Source organism: Nocardia sp. NPDC003345 (genome assembly GCF_053589395.1).
On the sequence record NZ_JBSFRU010000147.1, the window covers coordinates 1 to 14529 of the forward strand.

Annotated in this window: 15 protein-coding genes and 1 pseudogene; 6 read left to right on the forward strand and 10 right to left on the reverse strand. The window is 70.0% G+C overall.

The annotated features are described in order from the left end of the window. Positions 1 to 540 (reverse strand): annotated as a pseudogene (locus ACWDU1_RS17360) (dihydrodipicolinate reductase); the annotation flags it as partial. 50 nt (positions 541 to 590) lie between these two features. After that, positions 591 to 1643 carry a Rieske 2Fe-2S domain-containing protein gene (locus tag ACWDU1_RS17365; protein ID WP_449999608.1) on the reverse strand — a complete coding sequence of 351 codons (1053 nt, stop codon included), beginning with the start codon at positions 1641 to 1643 and terminating at the stop codon, positions 591 to 593. Between the two features lie 112 nt (positions 1644 to 1755). Here ACWDU1_RS17365 and ACWDU1_RS17370 point away from each other — a divergent pair, with 112 nt between their 5' ends. Both ACWDU1_RS17370 and ACWDU1_RS17375 read left to right on the forward strand, forming a co-directional pair. Continuing rightward, positions 1756 to 2418, forward strand: a complete 663-nt coding sequence (locus tag ACWDU1_RS17370; protein ID WP_449999610.1) for a TetR/AcrR family transcriptional regulator — start codon at positions 1756 to 1758, stop codon at positions 2416 to 2418. Positions 2419 to 2515: 97 nt separating this feature from the next. Continuing rightward, positions 2516 to 3586: an enoyl-CoA hydratase/isomerase family protein gene (locus ACWDU1_RS17375; protein ID WP_449999612.1), complete on the forward strand. Its 1071-nt coding sequence runs from the start codon at positions 2516 to 2518 to the stop codon at positions 3584 to 3586. A gap of 46 nt (positions 3587 to 3632) precedes the next feature. Here the strand turns inward: ACWDU1_RS17375 and ACWDU1_RS17380 are convergent, their stop codons facing one another. Then, the gene (locus ACWDU1_RS17380; RefSeq protein WP_449999613.1) at positions 3633 to 5024 is read right to left on the reverse strand and encodes an amidohydrolase family protein; all 1392 of its coding nucleotides are present in this window, start codon (positions 5022 to 5024) and stop codon (positions 3633 to 3635) included. A gap of 240 nt (positions 5025 to 5264) precedes the next feature. Between ACWDU1_RS17380 and ACWDU1_RS17385 the strand changes: the two genes are divergently transcribed. Further along, entirely contained in the window at positions 5265 to 6062 is a 798-nt protein-coding gene (locus tag ACWDU1_RS17385) for an SDR family NAD(P)-dependent oxidoreductase (protein ID WP_449999615.1), read from the forward strand. A 15-nt stretch (positions 6063 to 6077) separates the two neighbouring features. Here ACWDU1_RS17385 and ACWDU1_RS17390 read toward each other — a convergent pair whose 3' ends face one another. From ACWDU1_RS17390 to ACWDU1_RS17400, 3 genes are all read right to left on the reverse strand, one after another. Beyond that, on the reverse strand, positions 6078 to 6356 hold the full coding sequence (locus tag ACWDU1_RS17390; protein ID WP_449999617.1) for a hypothetical protein: 279 nt from the start codon (positions 6354 to 6356) through the stop codon (positions 6078 to 6080). Positions 6357 to 6434: 78 nt separating this feature from the next. Then, a complete protein-coding gene (locus ACWDU1_RS17395) occupies positions 6435 to 6671 on the reverse strand; it encodes a cold shock domain-containing protein (RefSeq protein ID WP_449999632.1) in 237 nt (78 codons plus the stop codon). Between the two features lie 222 nt (positions 6672 to 6893). Next, positions 6894 to 7898 carry a GlxA family transcriptional regulator gene (locus ACWDU1_RS17400; protein WP_449999619.1) on the reverse strand — a complete coding sequence of 335 codons (1005 nt, stop codon included), beginning with the start codon at positions 7896 to 7898 and terminating at the stop codon, positions 6894 to 6896. A 60-nt stretch (positions 7899 to 7958) separates the two neighbouring features. On the opposite strand from ACWDU1_RS17400, the gene ACWDU1_RS17405 reads away from it, so the two are divergent. Next, on the forward strand, positions 7959 to 9260 hold the full coding sequence (locus ACWDU1_RS17405; protein WP_449999634.1) for an MFS transporter: 1302 nt from the start codon (positions 7959 to 7961) through the stop codon (positions 9258 to 9260). Positions 9261 to 9273: 13 nt separating this feature from the next. On the opposite strand, the gene ACWDU1_RS17410 is transcribed toward ACWDU1_RS17405, so the two are convergent. The 4 genes from ACWDU1_RS17410 to ACWDU1_RS17425 all read right to left on the reverse strand — a co-directional run bounded on the left by ACWDU1_RS17410 (position 9274) and on the right by ACWDU1_RS17425 (position 12919). Then, entirely contained in the window at positions 9274 to 10224 is a 951-nt protein-coding gene (locus tag ACWDU1_RS17410; RefSeq protein ID WP_449999621.1) for an acyl-ACP desaturase, read from the reverse strand. Positions 10225 to 10404: 180 nt separating this feature from the next. Next, positions 10405 to 11370 (reverse strand): ADP-ribosylglycohydrolase family protein, encoded by a 966-nt coding sequence (locus tag ACWDU1_RS17415; protein WP_449999623.1) that lies wholly within the window; start codon positions 11368 to 11370, stop codon positions 10405 to 10407. A gap of 111 nt (positions 11371 to 11481) precedes the next feature. After that, positions 11482 to 11937 (reverse strand): nitroreductase/quinone reductase family protein, encoded by a 456-nt coding sequence (locus tag ACWDU1_RS17420; protein ID WP_449999625.1) that lies wholly within the window; start codon positions 11935 to 11937, stop codon positions 11482 to 11484. A gap of 115 nt (positions 11938 to 12052) precedes the next feature. Continuing rightward, positions 12053 to 12919, reverse strand: coding sequence for an SDR family NAD(P)-dependent oxidoreductase (locus ACWDU1_RS17425; RefSeq protein WP_449999626.1), 867 nt, complete (start codon positions 12917 to 12919; stop codon positions 12053 to 12055). 46 nt (positions 12920 to 12965) lie between these two features. On the opposite strand from ACWDU1_RS17425, the gene ACWDU1_RS17430 reads away from it, so the two are divergent. Next, on the forward strand, positions 12966 to 13403 hold the full coding sequence (locus ACWDU1_RS17430) for a MarR family transcriptional regulator (RefSeq protein WP_449999628.1): 438 nt from the start codon (positions 12966 to 12968) through the stop codon (positions 13401 to 13403). Between the two features lie 215 nt (positions 13404 to 13618). Next, the gene (locus tag ACWDU1_RS17435; protein WP_449999630.1) at positions 13619 to 14440 is read left to right on the forward strand and encodes a DUF1206 domain-containing protein; all 822 of its coding nucleotides are present in this window, start codon (positions 13619 to 13621) and stop codon (positions 14438 to 14440) included. Positions 14441 to 14529 lie beyond the last annotated feature (89 nt).

Sequence of the window (14529 nt, forward strand, 5' to 3'; positions counted from 1 at the left end):
GGTGTCGACCGAATGGTGGCAGGAGACATCGACCGATTCGGTGACGGTGATGTTCTCGATCTCGGAAACATCGGCGGTGTGCACGATTCCGAGGATCTGGCACAGGCCCGGGTTCATCCCGGTGCCGTAGAAGGTCGAGTTCCCGCGCTCACACGCCGCCTGGATCACCTCGCTCACCGCGCGGCCCGAGGGGTGGCGGTGATTGGTGTCGCGGTGGAATCCGGTGATCCAATCCGCGGTGGTCACCACATTGATCCCGGCTTCCAGAACCTTCTCGTAGAGATCCTCGTCCGGGAAGACGCCATGGAAGGTGAGGACATCGGGGCGGGCCGCCAGGATCTCTTCCACCGAGCCGGTGGCGATCACGCCGACCGGGTCCAGCCCGACGATCTCACCGGCGTCACGGCCGATCTTCTCCGGTGAATAGCAGTGCAGGCCCACCAATTCGAGGTCGGGATGGTCGCGGATGCGGCCGATCATCTCCGTGCCCAGGTTGCCCGTCGCGACCTGGAAAACGCGGACCTTGCCGTTGCTGCTCATCGTCGAAAGCCTTTCTGTGTACTGGAGACCGGGCGCGACCGTGGTGCGGATCAGATCCGGCCGGCGGTGGCATCGGGGTTCGGAGCGGGCCGGGCGGCACCGGTCCGCGGGATCACGCCGCCGGCGGCCTCGCCGGGATAGAACTGCCGGGCCCATTCCCGCAGCGCCCGGAAGCCCTGATATTCCTTCCGCGAGAGTGCCGGTGGGTCCGAATAGCGCTGATGCGCCCAGATATGGACATCGGCTTCGAATTGTTCGATCACGAAGCCCGCCATGGTCCTGCCGTATTCGCTGATCTCCGGGCCGTCCTCACCGGGTTTGCGCCCGATCCACACGGTGAACCGGACATCGGAGGTGCGATCGTCCACCGGTGTCACGGCCGGCATGGTGCGGTTGTCCACCATGCCCCAGCTCTTGGTGATCGAGCATCCCAGCCCGGCATTGATCGACTCCACCCCGCTACCGGCCGCGTCCGCCTTCGCGTCGAAGGCGATGGTGAAGTCGACATAGGACACCGGGCCGGAGAAATCGTGCCGGGTGAACTCCGGGACGAACGGGGTCTTGTGCACATATTTGAAATGCGCGAAATCGACGCCGTTCTCCATGATGTACTGCGGATGCAGTTCCAGTCCCTGCCGGTACAGCGTGGCGGCGGGCACCGGCGGATAGTAGTCCGTGGCGCTGCGGTCGTCGCCGAAGGCGGTGAAGATATCCGGGACCTCGAAATAGGGTGGGCGTCCGTCGATGTCGTACCAGATCCAGACCGCCTCGTTGCGCTCGGCCACGGGGTAGCTCCGGATTCGGCGGCCGCGGTTCGGGTGGTCCTCGTAGGGAACGCAGACATTGCGGCCCTCACGATTCCATTCCCAGCCGTGGAACGGGCAGACCAGGTTCTCGCCTTCCACTCGCCCGCCATAGCCCAGATGGGCGCCGAGATGTTCGCAGTAGGCGTCGAACACCGACAGTTGCCCGGAGGCGGATCGCCAGGCGACCATCTCGCGGCCGAAGTACTTCATCCGGTGGACCGCGCCCACGGTGATCTCGCCACACCAGGCGACCTGGAACCAGCCCGTCGGCTCCATCGACAGGGGTGGTGGTGCCATCTCGATCCTCCAGGCTCGGCGGAATGCGGTACACGGCGATCGTCCGCTGTGACCCGGGCCACGCGGCGCTTCCGAGAATAGAAGGGCCCGGCAAAGAATGCAAGAGGGTTCGATGAAACTGGTTCCGGCCTGTTCACGGCCGGTACACTGGCTCCCTGTGGCGGATGTGGCGACAGGCGGGCGACGGGCGAACAAGCGCGGCCTCGCCTCCCGGGAGAGCATGCTCGAGGCGGCGATCGCGTCCCTGGCGACCGGCGATCCCGCGGCGGTCTCCGGGAACCGGATCGCCCGGGATATCGGCGCGACCTGGGGAGTGGTGAAATACCAATTCGGCGATATCGACGGGCTGTGGGCGGCAGTACTGCGCCATACCGCCGATAAACGTGGCGATCTGCCCGCCGGGATCAAACCCGGGGGCACGCTGCGGGAGCGGGTGGCCGCCATGGTCGAGACCATGGCCATCGGATTGCGTACTCCGGAATCGCTGGCGATCGAGACCCTGCGCGCCGCGCTGCCCCGGGACCACGCCGAACTCGAACGCGACTATCCCCGCACGGCGGCGGAACTGGCGTCCTGGAAACCGAACTGGGACAAGGCCTGTGAACGGGAATTCGCCGATCTGCCGGTGGATCCGGTGAAGATCCGGCAGGTGGCCGCGCTCCTGCCCGCCGCCATGCGCGGTATCACCTCGGAACGAACTCTCGGCACCTACGGGGATCTCGACGATGCCCTCGACGGACTCGTCGGCAGTCTGGTCGCCTACCTCGCCGATTGACCGTCGTTCACCGCCGGGGCCGTCCCCGATGACGAGCCGTGGGCGGCGGGGCCATGCGTCGCCTGCTAATTTCTAGCCACAGGTCAGGAGGGCGGACATGGATATCGACGTGCGGACCCTCACGGCGGCGGAGGTGGCCGGCGACGGTGCCCGGGTGGCGACGCTGGACGCGACCTCGCTGCTCGAACCGGTGCTGCTCGTCGATCTCGACGGCGTCGACGCGCCCACTGCCGCTGCCGCCGCGGCCCGCGTGCCCGAGTGGGGAGGGCTGGTGCTGGGGGTCGGCTCGGCGCCGATCCGGCCCGAACTGGCTCCGCTCACCGCGGCGCTGGACCTCACCTACGTCACCGGGCCGGATCCCGCGGACCGGGCGGTGGTGGGCTGCGACGACGCATCGCACGCGGTCGGGCAGTTCCTGGACCGCGTGCGGCGTTGCCCGCAGGCCTCCCATATCGCCGCGCAGGTGCTGCGGGCCGGTACGGATCTGCCGGTGCCGGCCGCGATCGATATGGAATCGCTGGCGTACTCCACCCTGCAGGGCGGGGCGGAATTCGCGGACTGGCTCACCGCGCGCCGTGGCCTGGGCCGCCCGCTGCCACCCCCGCCGGTCACCGACCCCGTCCTCCTGGACGCCACCGGGGATACGCTGCGTATCACGCTGAACCGGCCGGAACGGCGTAACGCGTATGGAACCGCTGTGCGGGATGCCCTGGTCGACGCGTTACGGGTCGCGGTTTCCGCCGGGTTCACACGGATCCTGCTGGACGGTACCGGCCCGTCGTTCTGCGCCGGTGGCGATCTCGACGAGTTCGGCCACACTCCTGATATCGTGACCGCGCATCTGATCCGTACCCGGGGCGGCGCGGCCCGGCTGCTGGCCCGGATCGCGGACCGCACCGAGGCCCGGTTGCACGGCCACTGTGTCGGGGCGGGGATCGAGATCCCGGCGCTGGCCGGGCGGGTGGTCGCCGCGCCGGATACCGTCTTCCGGCTCCCCGAGGTGGCGATGGGACTGATACCCGGCGCGGGCGGGACGGTGAGCCTGCCGCGCCGGATCGGCCGCTGGCGGGCCCTGCATCTGTTCATCACCGGCGTCGCGCTGGGAACGGAACGGGCCCTGGTCTGGGGACTGATCGACGAGATCGCGGATCCGGCGGCCGGGCGGTGACCGGCGGACCCGCACGCATCCGCCTCCGGGTGGCGTCCGGCTCGTGCTAACCGGCGAAAACCGGATGCCCGCCGACGAAGGTCGCCCGCACGGCTTCGGCGACGGGGTGACGCAGCATCGCCGCGATCGGCCGGTCCAGCAGCACCAGATCCGCGGGCGCGCCCGGCGCGACGATTCGCTCGGCTCCGCCGGGGTCGTGCGGCGAGGTCAGATAGCGGCCGAGGGCGTGCCGGGGTCGCAGCGTCTCGGTTGCCCCGATCACCGTGCCTCCGGGCTCCCGGCGGGTCACGGCCGCCGCGATGACCCGCCACGGGTCGGCGGGGCCATACGGGGCATCACTGGACAGGGCCAGTCCCACCCCCGCCGCTGCCAGACTGCGGCAGCGATAGAGATCGGGCAGATCGCCGCGTTCGACACGGCGCAGATAGTCGTCGCCGCGGTCGGCGAGGAAACCGGGCTGGGTGACGACGGTGAGCCCGAATCCGCGCAGCGCGTCGATGGATTCGGCCGGGATCAGGGCGCCGTGCTCGATCCGGTCGCCCGCTATCGTCCCGGTTTCCGCGAAGACGGCGAGCAGGATGAGCAATGCCTCCCGGCTGACGCAGTGCACGGCGACCGGCCGCCCGCCCGTATGCGCGCGACGCACGGTGGCGGTGAGCGTGTCGATATCCGGGAGCCCCGAATCGGCGAGCACGATCTTGTAGGCACCCACCGTCACATCCGGGCCGGCCGCGCGGTCGAGCGGCACACCCAGGAGGTTCAGCCGCTGAGGTAACGCGCCCGACGTCGCGGCGCGGATCAGGGCGGCGAGCGAGGTCTCGGTGAGATCGGGGGTGGCGTCGGTGATCCCGGTGATCCCGTAGCGGGCGAGCCGAGCGCCGACCGTGGCGAGGTCGGGTGGCCCGGAATCGGGTAACCGCGACCGCAACCAGGTATCCGCGCGCCAGAGCCGCCCGGTCACCCGGCCACTGTCGTCCCGCTCCACGCCCGGTGCGGTCGCGGTGTCCAGGCCCACGAGCCGGGCGGCCGCGGAATTGAGCATCCACAGGGCGCCGCTGCGATGCTGGATCCGGACCGGCCGGCCGGGGCAGAACCTGTCGATGGCGGCCGAATCGAGCAGCCCGGCAACCGTTTCGACGTATCCGGTACCGCGGATCCAGCCGTCACCGGGCGCCGCGGCCAGGACCCGGGCCAGTTCGGCCGCGGTCCGCACCCGCGGCGGGCCACAGCGCACGGACGCCGAATCGGCCGCCAGGGCATGCAGATGCAGATGGTGATCGTGCAGACCGGGCAGCAGCGCGCCGCCGCCGGCGTCGAGCACCGGGAGCCCGGTTGCCGGCAGATCCGGTCCGAGCGCCGCGACCGTGCCCCCGCGCAGCAGTACATCGGTCGAGGGCCTGCCGTCGACCTCCGCGTTCCGGATCAACATGCCGCTCATGCGAGCCGCACACTCGATTCGGTGTGACCCGGGATGATCGATGGCGCCGTACCGCCGGATCGGAGGGCCGCGCCGCGAGCGGATCCGGTCGGCACGAGGCCGCCGCTGCCGGTCCCGGCGCGGACCCGCGACGACCGTACGGCGGAGGTCCTGGACACGGCGTGAGCCTACAACCCGGTATTCGGCTCGAGCTGAGCACGACCCGCGTTTCCCGTCCCGCCGGTTGCTAGCGTCACGCACGTGGATTTGCGATTGGCCGGGAAACGGGCCGTGGTCACCGGCGGCAGTAAGGGTATCGGGCTGGCGGTGGCCCGCGGGCTGGCGGCCGAGGGGGTCGACCTGGTGCTCGCGGCCCGCTCCGCCGACACGCTCACGGCGGCGGCGCGGGCGGTGGCCGCGGAGACGGGCCGGCGGGTGCTCGGAATCGCGACCGATACCGGCGACGACCAGCAAGTCCGGGAACTGGTCGATCGGACGATCGCCGAACTGGGCGGTGTGGATATTCTCGTCAACGCGGCGGCGACGCCGTGGAGTGCCGGGGCTCCCGCGAATCTGGCCGAGACCAGCGATGAGGTGGTGCGCCGGGAGGTCGAGATCAAGGTTCTCGGATATCTGCGGACGGCGCGGGCGGTCGCTCCGCACCTCGTGGCGCAGGGCTGGGGCCGGATCATCAATATCAGCGGCCTGGGGGCGCGGCAGGCCAATTCGATCGCCCAGACGGTCCGTAATGTCGGCGTTTCCGCGCTGACCAAGAACCTGGCCGACGAACTCGGCCCGCACGGGGTGAACGTGACCGTGGTGCACCCCGGACTTACCCGCACCGAACGTCTCACCGAACGCCTGGCCGCGCGGTCCGGCGAATCCGGCACGCCGGTCGCCGAACTCGAGGCGGGGCTGGCGACGAACTCCGTAGCCCGCGTCATCGATGCCGCGGAAGTCGCCGATGTGGTGACCTTCCTGGCCTCACCGCGCAGTATCGCGATCACCGGCGACGCGGTCGCGGTGGGCGGCGGGGTGCCCGGGCCGGTTTTCTACTGAGCCGCCGGAACCGGTTCAGGAACCCAGCAGCCGGATCTCCGTGTTCAACTCGGCGGCCTGGTTGCCGAGTGCCGTCGGGTCCGGATCCGTGCCGACCCGCGCGGCCAGTTCGGCCCGCGTGACGACGGCCAGGCTCCGGGCGACGGCCTCGGTGTCGGTCTCCAGGTCGATCCGGCCCGCCGTGAGCACCAGGGTGGCCCGGTCGTCGGGGGCCGCGAGCAGTCGTCGCAGATCATCGACGGTGACCTGGGTATGCGGCCCGCGCGGGGCGTCCGGTGGGTCTGCCCTACTCACGTTGTCGGCGTCCATGGGCCGCGATTGCCCATGGCAGCGGTAACGAAACACCGGTTTCGGGCAGGTTCCGCCCAGTGCTTACCCGACGCCGTGCGCGCTCGCGACCGGCGAGGCGGCGTCGGGCCGCTCGCAACGCCGTACGGTGACGGCCTCCGCGCCGCCCGGGCGCTGGGCGCTGGTGAATTCGACCCGTTCGCCCTGGAACAGCGTCCGGTAACCGGTCTCGTCGATACTGCGGTACTCCACGTACACCGGGGCGATATCGTCTTCGGGAGCGAGGTAGCCGAACCCCTTCTGGGCGTCGAACCAGATCACCGTGCCGTACCGCCGTACCCGCGAATCGTGCGCGGTCCCCGTGGCCGGGGCGGTGTGCTGGGCGGTCTGCGAAACGATCATGATCGGCTACTTCTCCCAAGGTGGATCCGGCAGAAAATTATCCGTACCGGCGTGGCCGGTACGAAGACTCCGCCGTCATACCCCGCCTTCGCCGGGGTATGCGCGCAGAGACGCGGGACACATTCGGATCTCGTGCCGCGGTCAGGGCGCGGTGAAGGTGCGGCGGTAGGCCGACGGCGACATACCGAGGCTGCGTCGCAGGTGGTGGCGCAGATTATCCGGCGAACCCAGCCCGGATCTCGCGGCCACCGCGTCCATCGGGATATCCGCGGATTCCAGGAGTTCGCGGGCCCGCTGGATCCGGCGGTCGCGCAGCCACGCCCCGGGCGATATCCCCATTTCCGCCTGGAAGCGCCGGCTGAACGTCCGCGGGCTCATCCGGGCATGCGCGGCCAGGGTCGCCACACTCAGCGGTTCGGCCAGATTTCCCAGCGCCCAGGCCCGGGCGCTCGCGGTACTGCGGTCGTCGCTGTCGGGGATCCGATGCTCGATGAACTGTGCCTGCCCGCCCTCGCGGAAGACGGGTACCACACAGTGCCGGGCCACGCGATTGGCCACCCCGGCGCCGTGATCGCGCCGGATGATGTGCAGGCACAGGTCGATTCCGGCGGCCAGGCCGGCCGAACTGAGCAGGCTGCCCTCGTCCACGAACAACACCGATTCGTCCAGTTCGACCGCGGGGTACAGGCGGCGGAACGCGTCGGCGTACTGCCAATGGGTGGTCGCGCGGCGGCCGTCCAGCAGGCCCGCGGCCGCGAGTACGAAGGCGCCGGTGCAGATCGACACCATCCGGGTTCCGGCCGGAACAGCCGCCAATGCCGCGGCGAGCGCGGGGTTCAGGCGCCCGTCCCGGCGGGCGGGCGCGTATCGCGTGCCCGGCACGATCACGGTATCGGCGACGGCGAGTGCTTCGGGGCCGGCGGTGGCGACCAGGGAGTACCCGGATGTTGTCCGCACCGGCCCCGGCTCGAGCGCGCACAGCACCACCTCGTACAGCGGAACTCCGCCGTCGCCGGTGGCCTCGCCGAACAGCAGCGGCGGAATGGTCGCGTCGAAGCCGATCGCGGGTTCGAGTAGCAGCACGGCGATCCGATGACGCTCGGGTGTGGCGCCACCGATCGATCCGGTGGCATGATTTTCCCGCATATTGGCAATCCTGCCACTGGTGGCCGTGCGCCCGCTACCGGATGCTGAATCCTCGTGACGATCCATATCGATACCGGCAAGGCCCCGGCGCCCGGGGGCCGCAGACCACGCGTGCATTTCGCGTGGATCGTCGCCGGTGTGAGTTTCGTGGCGATACTCGGCGCGGCCGGGTTCCGCGCGGTGCCCAGCGTGATGATGACCCCGCTACACCACGAATTCGGCTGGTCGCATGCCACCATCGGCGCCGCGATGTCGGTGAATATGGTGCTGTTCGGCGTCACCGCTCCGTTCGCCGCGGCGCTCATGGACCGATTCGGCGTGCGGCCGATCCTCACCGGGGCGCTGGTCGCGATCGCGCTGGGGACCGGTGTCGGCATCTTCATGACGGCGAGCTGGCAGATGGTCCTGCTGTGGGGTGTGCTGGTCGGGCTGGGGACCGGATCCATCTCCATGGGTTTCGTGGCCACCGTCTCGACCCGCTGGTTCGTCGCGCGCCGGGGCCTGGTCACCGGATTGCTCACCGCGGCCGGGGCGACCGGACAGCTCATCTTCCTGCCGGTGGTGGCCGATGTGACCGACCGGTTCGGGTGGCGCTGGGCCTCGGTGATCGTGACCGTCGCCGCGCTCGCGGTGATCCCGCTGGTGCTGCTGTTCATCCGCGACCGGCCGCAGGACATCGGCATCACGCCGTTCGGCGGCGAACCCGGCGGTGCGCCCGAGCCGTTGCCCACCGGCAGTTTCGCGGCCGCCGCGAGTGGGCTGGCCCAGGGGTTGCGGGTACGGGCCTTCTGGCTGCTGGCGGCCAGTTTCGCGATCTGCGGTATGACCACCAACGGGTTGATCGGTACACATTTCATCCCGGCCGCGCACGATCACGGGATGCCGACCACGGTGGCGGCCTCCCTACTAGCCACCGTGGGCATCTTCGATGTCGCCGGAACCGTGTTCTCCGGATGGCTCACCGACCGGGTCGACGCCCGCCTCCTGCTGGTGATCTACTACCTGGGCCGGGGTGCGTCGCTGCTGGCGCTGCCCGCGTTGCTCTCACCCCATGCCGAGCCCGGTACCTGGGTGTTCATCGTCTTCTACGGCCTGGACTGGGTGGCGACCGTACCACCCACGATCGCGCTGTGCCGCAGGTGGTTCGGCGCCGCGGCCCCGGTGGTCTTCGGCTGGGTCTTCGCGGCACACCAGATCGGCGCCGCGGTGGCCGCGTTCGGCGCGGGATATATCCGCGACGCCCACGGCTCCTACGACAGCGCGTTCTTCGTGGCCGCGGGCCTGTGTGTCGTGGCCGCGCTGCTGTGCGGCGCGATCCGGCTACCCGCCGCGCGGACTCCGGCGGCGGCTCCGGCCGACTAGCGGCGGCGCCCGGTCAGCCCACCGCGGCGGCCCGGCGCGCCTCGCGTTCGACCAGACGTGCTCGCTGCTCCTCGAACCGCCGGACATCCTTACCGAGTTTCTCCAGATATTCGGCCAGCCGCTCCCGGGCCTGTTCACCGCGGGCGGTGAAATCCTCGCGTTCGAAGACCCGCCAGATCCGCAGCACCGGCATGAGAACCTCGTCGAGATGCTGGCGCAGATCGTAGATGCCGTGTTTGACCATCAGCACCCCGTTGCGCCGCCAGTTCGGCATACCGCGGCCCGGCATGGCGAAATCCAGGATGATCTTGGTGACCGATTCCATCGCCTGGTCCGGCGAGAGGTCGAACGCCGCGTCGGCGAGGTTGCGGTAGAAGAGCATATGCAGGTTCTCGTCGGTGGCGATCCGCTTGAGCAGCGCGTCGGCCACCGGGTCGTCGCACACCTTGCCGGTGCAGCGGTGGCTGATCCGGGTGGCCAGCTCCTGAAAGGTCACATAGACCACCTGGTCGAGCATGCCGTGGAAATACTCGGGCGCGTGCACGCCGCGGGTCAGGTGCACCATCCGGTCGTTCTCCAGCGCCACCGGGTCGACCCCGCGGGTGACGACCAGATAGTCGCGCATGGCGATGCCGTGCCGGTTCTCCTCCGCGGTCCAGCGGTCCACCCAGGTGCCCCAGGCGCCGTCGCGGGAGAAGTGCTCGCTGATCGTGCGGTGGTAGGAGGGCAGATTGTCCTCGGTGAGCAGGTTGGTGATCATGGCGATCTTGGCGACCTCGGACAGCCGTGACTGCTCGGGATCCCAGTCCTGCCCGCCCATGGCGGCGAAATTACGGCCCTCGTCCCAGGGCACGTAGTCGTGCGGATGCCACTCCTTGGCGGTGCCGAGGTGCCGGTCGAGATTCTCGGCGACCACCGGCTCCAGTTCCACCAGCAACTCTTTTTGCGTCAGATCCCGGCCCATCAGATCCTCTCAGTTCGTCCTCGACACGATTTCGAAACTGGCAGCGGTGTCCGGCCGCCCGAGGCGGGCCACGACGCCGACGATCATCGATGCGAATTACTCGGACGCGACAGCGCGCGCGTGCTGCGCGTCACCTTACCGATAGCCACCGGCTATCCGTAGCGGGCCCGCGTCCGGGAGTCAGGAACTCCGGAACAGGCGGCGGATCCGGCCGGACAGCGATGCCGGACGGGCTCGCGCCTCACGTTCGCGCGTGAACCACGCGGGCAGGGGTTCGCGCGCCGCGACCCACGCCGGTGGCGGCCCGGCGGCGCCGGATCCGGAACCGGTGCAGGCGGCCACGATACCGCCGGTGATGGCGGCGGTCGTATCGATATCGCCGTCGGCCTCCAGGCAGGTGAGGACCGCGGCCGGGTAGTCGTCGAGATGCCGCGCGGCGGCCCAGATCGTGAACGGCACCGTGTTCTGGGCGGTGACCCGGGACCCGTTGCCCAGTTCGGCGGCGGCCTGCTCGATGGAGGCGCCGAGCAGAGTGCGGGCGTGCCGGATGAGCCGGGTGGTCTCGCTGTCGGCGAGCGGTTCCAGCACCGCGGTGACGAACTCGCCGGGCGTGGGCCGGGCCGCTGCGCCGCGGGCCCGGGCGGCGACTCCCGCGGCCACCGCCACCGCGACGGCGCCCGCCACGCCTTCGGGGTGCAGATGCGTCACCTCCGCCGACCGGACCGCCTCGGTGACAATCCGTTCCGGGCGCGCGGCGAAGTACGCACCCAGCGGCGCGACCCGCATCGCCGCGCCGTTTCCGCACGACCCCTGGTGGTCGTAGGCGGCGGCGGATACCGCCCGCCACGGCTCGCCGCGGCCGATCCGCCGCAGGGTGGTGACCGCGAGGAAGCCGTAGTCGCGGCGCGGATCGAACCGGCGGGCGAAGGCCGCGGCCAGCCGATCCTGGTCGATGCTCCCGTGCGCCAGCAGTTCGGTCACCACCGAGCACGCCATCTCGGTGTCATCGGTCCAGCCCCACGGTCCGGGCGTGAGATGTCCCGCGCGCAGTTCGGCGAGCGTGCGGCGCATCACCGGGAACTCCGCTCCCAGGGCATCCCCGACCGATAGTCCGTCGAGCGAGTCGAGCATGAGGTCGATGGTCATCGCCGATGAGCTTAGCGGGGCCCGGACCACGGCACATCCGCCGTCGGACGTTGCGAGGCAACGCCGTTCGGGCGGATGCCGGGGTGTCGTTCGGCCCGCGGCCGGGATCCGTCAGGCCGGATCGATGCGGAAGACGGCACATCGTCCCGCCAGCGTGGCGAACGCATCCGGTGTCACCGCCTCGACCACGCCCGCGTCGCGCATGAGGCGCGGGCCGTCGGTACCGGCGAGTTCCGGCCAGGCCCGCAACACCGGTATGGCCGCCTCCGGTTCGAGTTCGGCGAGGTGTACACGTTCCACGGTGCGGCCGGTGGCGAACTCGGCGAATCCGCCCGCGGCGCGGATGTTGCGGGCCCAATCGGCGCCGGGAAATCCCTCCAGCAGATAGCGGTCGCCGTCGAGCGTGATCACGGTCAGCGGTGTGCTGCGCGGTTTACCGCTACGCCGGCCCGGCACGGTGAGCACCGTCAGCTCCCGCATGCCGCCGAACTTCCGGATGAGCAGGAAGGCACGGTTCATGGGTTTGAGCCAGCGGGGCGGGGTGGCGGTACGGCCCGGTCGGGGCATGGGTCGACTCCTGACGGCGCGGTTCCGGATGGTGGGGTCGCGCGCCGGTATCGCTGCCGGCACGCAACAACGTACACCGTACGCTATTATTTCCGGGCGGGCCAGTCGCCGCCGTTCACATCCCGCCGGTGAACCTGGCGTGGCGCTTGGACGCCGAGTACTCGGGGAACGCGATATCGAGCAGCGCGGCCAGGCGGCCCAGCAGCGGTCCGCTGTGACGCGGGCGATCGATAAGCGTCCGGCATACGGCCTCGGCCCCCTGCTCCGGTGTCAGCGCGGCGCTGTCGCGGTAGCGCGCGTTGGGGGCGAGCATGGGAGTTCGCACCAGCGGCATGTACATCGAGGTGAAGCGGACGTTGTCCGAGAGCGTTTCGGCGTCCAGGCTGCCGGCCAAAGAATCGAGGGCGGCCTTGGAGGCCACGTAGGCGCTGTAGCCCGGCCCGCCGAACTGGTTCGCGACCGACAGTACGTTGACGATATGACCCGACCGCCGGGCCCGCATACCGGGCAGCACCGCGAGCATCAGGCGGGTGGCGGCGAAGTAGTTCAGTCGCATCGTGCGTTCGAAATCGTGGAAGCGGTCATAGGATTCGTCGAGCCGGCGCCGGATCGAACGCCCGGCATTGTTGACGAGAACGTCCACGCCGCCGTGTTCGGCGAGTATCGCGGCCACCGTGGTATCGAGGGCGTCGAAATCGTTGAGATCGCAGGGATGCGCGGTGGCCGTGCCGCCGTGCTGCCGGATCTCCGCGGCGACCTCCTCCAGTTCCGCTTCCCGGCGGGCCACCAGCGCCACGGTGGCACCGGCCGCTCCGAGCCGCACCGCCGTCGCGCGGCCGATCCCCGAGGACGCGCCGGTGATCAGCACGGTGCGCCCGGAAACCACGGTGGTCAGCGGGACGCGGCGGTGCGTGCGGAACAGGCCGAGGTCGGTATCCAGCCCGTGGCGGGCCCGGTGGAAGGCGCCGGATTTTCCATACATAGTGATGGATCTTAAATTATATGAATAGAGATGTATATTGCCGTGGGTGGACGCTGCCAGCCTGCATTTGATCGCCCGCCGGTTACGGGCGATCGCGTTCGTCGCGACCGGGAACACCGGTCGCCGCCGGATACCCCCCAGCGAATACGCGGTCCTCGAGGACGTCGCGTTGCATCCCGCCTCGTCCATTCGCGATATCACCCGGCGGACCGCGATCACCCAGAGCCTGGTCTCGCGCATCGTGGCCCGCTTCCGGGAGCAGGAGCTGCTGACGACCGCACCCGATCCGGACGACGCGCGCCGGGTCCGGGTGACGGTGAATCCCACGGTGGCCCAGGACGTCTTCCGGGCCCGCGGCCGCGCCCCGATCGACAGTGCCCTGGCCGTCGAATTGCCGCATCTGGCACCCGCGCAGCGGGAACGGGTCGTCGTCCTGCTCGACGAGCTGGCGGGGCTGCTCGATACCGCCGACGGCACCGAATGAGCGGCGGTCCCATCCAGCAGTGCCCGCGTGACCGTTTCGTGCGGTGGCTGCCGGGTATGCGGCGGGCATCGGTTCGATCACGAAGGAGGCGCGCGCAGCAGCGGTACCCCAGGCACTGAGAAGCCGCGCCGTTCAGGGAATTTCCCCCGGGCAGGCGTGGCCGAGGGTGCCCGGGGCCGCGGTGGCGGCGCTCCTCCGGTAGCAGGAGGGTCTCGATGTCCCAGGTTTCGCTGTCCAGACCGGCTTCGGCGATGCACCGGATCACCGGTCATCGCGCGTTCGAGCGCGGTGCCCGCGCCGGTTTCGTCATGGCCGGTGTCGTGCACCTGCTGATCGGATATCTCGCGGTGCGTATCGCGTTGGGATCCGGCGGGGGCGCCACGGATCAGTCCGGTGCGATGGGGACGCTGGCCGCCGAACCCGGCGGTGTGTTCGTGCTGTGGATCGGCCTGGTCGCGTTCGCGTTCATGGCGCTGTGGCGGCTCGCGGAGGCGATCCTCGGGATCGGTGCCCGGCTGGCGGAGAAGAGCGGTGGATCCGCGGTATTGCACCGGGTCAAGGCGTTCGCCGTCGCGCTGGTCTATATCTCCTACGGTGTCACCGCCTTCGGCTTCATCCGCGGCAGCGGACGGTCCAGTGGTGGTGAGAGTGCCGGCCTGTCGGCCCGGCTGATGCAGAACTCGGCGGGCAAAGCCGTCCTCGTCGTCGCCGGCCTGGTGATCATCGGTGTCGGGGGCTATCACGTCTACAAGGGTGTGACGCGCAAGTTCATGAAAGAACTGCGCACCGACAGCGCGCTGCTGCGGCGGCTCGGGACCGTGGGCTACCTCAGCAAGGGCCTCGCCATCGGCGGCGTGGGTGCGCTGGTGATCGTCGCGGTCGCGCAGGCCGACCCGGGTAAGGCGTCGGGCCTGGACGCGGCACTGAAAACGCTGGGGGCCCAGCCATTCGGGATGTTCCTGCTGATCGCGGCGGGGCTCGGGATCGCCGCCTACGGCCTCTACGATTTCGCCTGCGCCAAGTACGCGCGCATGTGACCGCGCCGAGGCCGCGGCGGTCGCGGATCCTCCTCGTGTCCTCCCCGCATCCTCCGATCGGAGGATGCGGGCGCGTTCCCCCCGGATTT

Coding starts and splice junctions, on each gene's coding strand:
- ACWDU1_RS17370 (WP_449999610.1), top strand. CDS start 1,756: ATGAAACTGGTTCCGGCCTGTTCACGGCCGGTACACTGGCTCCCTGTG.
- ACWDU1_RS17420 (WP_449999625.1), bottom strand. CDS start 11,937: ATGCCCCGACCGGGCCGTACCGCCACCCCGCCCCGCTGGCTCAAACCC.
- ACWDU1_RS17410 (WP_449999621.1), bottom strand. CDS start 10,224: ATGGGCCGGGATCTGACGCAAAAAGAGTTGCTGGTGGAACTGGAGCCG.
- ACWDU1_RS17415 (WP_449999623.1), bottom strand. CDS start 11,370: ATGACCATCGACCTCATGCTCGACTCGCTCGACGGACTATCGGTCGGG.
- ACWDU1_RS17375 (WP_449999612.1), top strand. CDS start 2,516: ATGGATATCGACGTGCGGACCCTCACGGCGGCGGAGGTGGCCGGCGAC.
- ACWDU1_RS17425 (WP_449999626.1), bottom strand. CDS start 12,919: ATGTATGGAAAATCCGGCGCCTTCCACCGGGCCCGCCACGGGCTGGAT.
- ACWDU1_RS17365 (WP_449999608.1), bottom strand. CDS start 1,643: ATGGCACCACCACCCCTGTCGATGGAGCCGACGGGCTGGTTCCAGGTC.
- ACWDU1_RS17435 (WP_449999630.1), top strand. CDS start 13,619: ATGTCCCAGGTTTCGCTGTCCAGACCGGCTTCGGCGATGCACCGGATC.
- ACWDU1_RS17400 (WP_449999619.1), bottom strand. CDS start 7,898: ATGCGGGAAAATCATGCCACCGGATCGATCGGTGGCGCCACACCCGAG.
- ACWDU1_RS17380 (WP_449999613.1), bottom strand. CDS start 5,024: ATGAGCGGCATGTTGATCCGGAACGCGGAGGTCGACGGCAGGCCCTCG.